Source organism: Ramlibacter sp., assembly GCF_035706265.1.
In the GTDB taxonomy this organism is placed as follows: Bacteria; Pseudomonadota; Gammaproteobacteria; order Burkholderiales; family Burkholderiaceae_C; genus Ramlibacter.
The window spans coordinates 1-2,872 of record NZ_DASSVG010000161.1 but is presented as its reverse complement, the minus strand read 5'-3'; the positions used below and the strand labels follow the sequence as shown (position 1 = coordinate 2,872).

Genomic DNA, 2,872 nt, shown 5'->3' with positions numbered 1-2,872 from the left:
CACCGAGTTCTACCGCCTCCTGGAACGCCATTCGCTTGAGCCCGGCATGTTCAAGGCCGCCTGAACGCCCAGGGGCGCATGAAGCCGATGGCGACGGCGCATATCAGCGCCAGGATGCCGCTGGCGTAGAAGGCCTCGACGATGCCGTAGCGGTCGGCGAGAAAGCCCATGATCAAGGGCGTGCTCATGTGCGACACGCTCCAACCCAGGCCACCGAGAGCCAGCGCCGAGCCGCGCTCCTCGGGCTTGCTCGCCTCGGCGATGGTGATCTGGAAATACAGGGTCATCGCGCCGGATGCCAGGCCTACGACGAGCATCCACAGCCCGAGGGGCACGACGTGGTTCAGCACGGGCAACAGGCCGACCGCCGCCGCCACCCCGACCCCGCAGACGACCGGCCACGGCGTCGCCGGACCGGTCCTGACGAAGCGCCCGGCAATCAGGCCGGCGGCTACCGCCCCGACGGCGCGCAGCGCGACCAGCACGCCCGAGGTTGCCTCGCCGTAGCCGTATTGCGCGAGCAGCAGCGGGTAGAACGACATGGAAAGCGAAAAGGGCAGGGCCGACAGGTAGGCGCACAGCACCGAGTAGCGGATGATGCGCTCGCGCAGCAGCGGCCCGTAGGCGGCGAGCACCTTGCGGCCCGGGATCGGCTTGCGCGGCAGCGGGCGCGTCGCCAGCCCGGCCGCAAAAGCCGCCACGCCGATCGCCGCCATGACGCCGAAGGTGGCGTCGAAGCCGCCTCCCGCCAGCAGGAAGCCGCAGGCCCCGGAGCCGACGATCTGGCCGACGTTGGTGACCGCGTTCAGGCGCCCGAGCTGGATGCCGCGGCTGCCTGGCAGCTCGCTCGCCATGGCCCAGGTCGCCGGCCAGAACGCCGCGCGCGACACCACCAGGCCCACCTGCCCGGCCATGAGCATCCAGAAGCCCTGCGCCTGGGTGAACCAGAGGGCCGAGAGCACCACGATCCAGCACGACACCAGCATGATGCGCCGGCCGCCGATGCGGTCCGTGTACGCGCCGCCGAGCAGGTTGAGCGCGGCCTGGGCAAATATCGGCAGGGAGAACAGCATGCCGATCTGGGCGTTGGACAGTCCCTGCGCCGCCGCGTACAACGGCACGACGAGCCAGGTCATGCCCAGCCCGAAGTTCCAGATGAGCGAGGCGAGGAAGAAGAAGGTATGGGACAAGCCCGGATTATCGGTCCGCGCCGCGTAAGTCCAGGGCTCGGGTTTCGACCAAGCGGCATGCGGATCGCGCTTTTCCTCCTTGTCCTGTGCGCCGCCCTGGACGCCGCAGCGGGGCAGTGCAGGGCCGAGTCCGGCCCCCAGACCATGGCGCTCGTCGAGCTCTACACCTCGCAGGGCTGCAGCAGCTGCCCGCCGGCCGAGCGCTGGCTTTCGGGCCTCAAGTCGCCCCACGTCGTTCCCATAGCGCTGCACGTCGATTACTGGGATTACATCGGGTGGAAGGACCCTTACGCCAAGCGCGAGTTTTCGCTGCGCCAGCGCAAGCTCACGCAGCTCCAGCGCCGGGCCCTGGTCTATACGCCGCAGGTGATGCTGCAGGGCCGCGATTTCCGCGGCTGGGACACGCCGGCGTTCGAGGCTGCGGTCGCGCGCATCAGCGCCCGCCCAGCCGCGGCGCACATCGCGCTGGAGCTCGCCGGCGTGGAGGGCGCGGGCCTGCGCGTGCGCGTCGCCGCGCAGGCCCCGCAGCGGCCCGCGGCGGCCCTCTACCTGGCGGCCTACGAGAACCGCCTCGAGAGCCGCGTCACTGCCGGCGAGAACCGCGGGCGCACGCTGCGCCAGGACTATGTCGTGCTCGAGTGGCAGGGGCCGCTCGGGCTCGGCGCGGCGGCGCGCCCGGAGGAGCGGCTGCTGCCCCTGCTGCCCGGGGCGGTGCCAACTAATTCCGGGGTGGCCGCCTTCGTGCAGGACCGCCGCACCGGCGAGGTCCTGCAGGCCCTGATGCTGCCGGCCTGCTAGAAGCCGGGCCCGATTTTCGATTTTCCTTTATATTCGGCGGCGTCGACCCGGCCGGGGGCGCCGGGGCCATTGAGGAGCGTCCATGCAAGCGACGCAGATCCGGCAAAAGGATGGCGTCTTCTACTTCGTCAGCTACAGGGCCAAGGACCTGCTGGCGAAGGTGCGCTTCATCAGCCGCTTCTACGGCGAGGGCGAGGAAATCGCGCCCGGGCGCATCTCCCAGGACGACGACATCGCCCAGTTCATCGCCAAGATCGAGCGCAACGACCAGGCGTTCCAGCGCTCCGTCTCGCGCGGCAAGGTGCGCCAGCTCAAGAACTTCTACGAGACCGCGGTCTCGCAGCCGCCGATTCCCGGCACGGTGCTGCTGTTCACGTCCGAGCGGCTGACCTTCCGCGCCAACGGCGAGGGTGGCCAGGGCAGCCTGTCGGAGCCGAACTCGAAGTTCCTCATCATCGACGGCCAGCACCGCCTGGCGGCGCTGCAGTTCTATCTGCACGAGCGCCCCGACGATGCGGCCACCATCAACGTGCCGTGCATCATCTTCGACGGGCGCAGCGAGGACTTCGCCACCGAGATGTTCGTCATCATCAATTCGACGCCCACGCGCATCAACAAGAGCCACCTGGTCGACCTGTACGACCGCGTGTCGTTCGCCGCGCCCGACCGCAAGTTCGCCGCGCGGCTGGTGGAGAAGCTCTACAGCGAGGGCGACAGCCCGCTGCGCTACCGCATCAACCGCCTGGGCGGCCGCAGCCAGCGCGACAAGTGGGTGCTGCAGGCGGAGCTGTTCAACGAGCTGCACCGCTGGGTGCGCGGCAGGTGGCGCTCGATCCAGCTGGCCGGCGGCAGCTCGAAGGAGGTGCCGCGCTACTACGGCATGG

The 2,872-nt window shown here is 69.6% G+C and carries 3 protein-coding genes; 2 read left to right on the top strand and 1 reads right to left on the bottom strand.

Annotated elements, in window-relative coordinates; genetic code table 11:
- Window positions 1–50: 50 nt before the first annotated feature.
- Complete coding sequence (locus tag VFM98_RS06315) at window positions 51–1,190, bottom strand: MFS transporter (protein ID WP_325109055.1); 1,140 nt, start codon at window positions 1,188–1,190, stop codon at window positions 51–53.
- Between the two features lie 57 nt (window positions 1,191–1,247).
- On the opposite strand from VFM98_RS06315, the gene VFM98_RS06310 reads away from it, so the two are divergent.
- Window positions 1,248–1,988, top strand: coding sequence for a DUF1223 domain-containing protein (locus tag VFM98_RS06310; protein ID WP_325109054.1), 741 nt, complete (start codon window positions 1,248–1,250; stop codon window positions 1,986–1,988).
- An 82-nt stretch (window positions 1,989–2,070) separates the two neighbouring features.
- Window positions 2,071–2,872: DGQHR domain-containing protein (locus VFM98_RS06305; RefSeq protein ID WP_325109053.1), on the top strand; the 802-nt coding region annotated here is incomplete at its 3' end.

Bases quoted from the DNA above. Each gene is read 5' to 3' on its own strand.
- VFM98_RS06310 (WP_325109054.1), top strand. From the start codon at position 1,248: ATGCGGATCGCGCTTTTCCTCCTTGTCCTGTGCGCCGCCCTGGACGCC.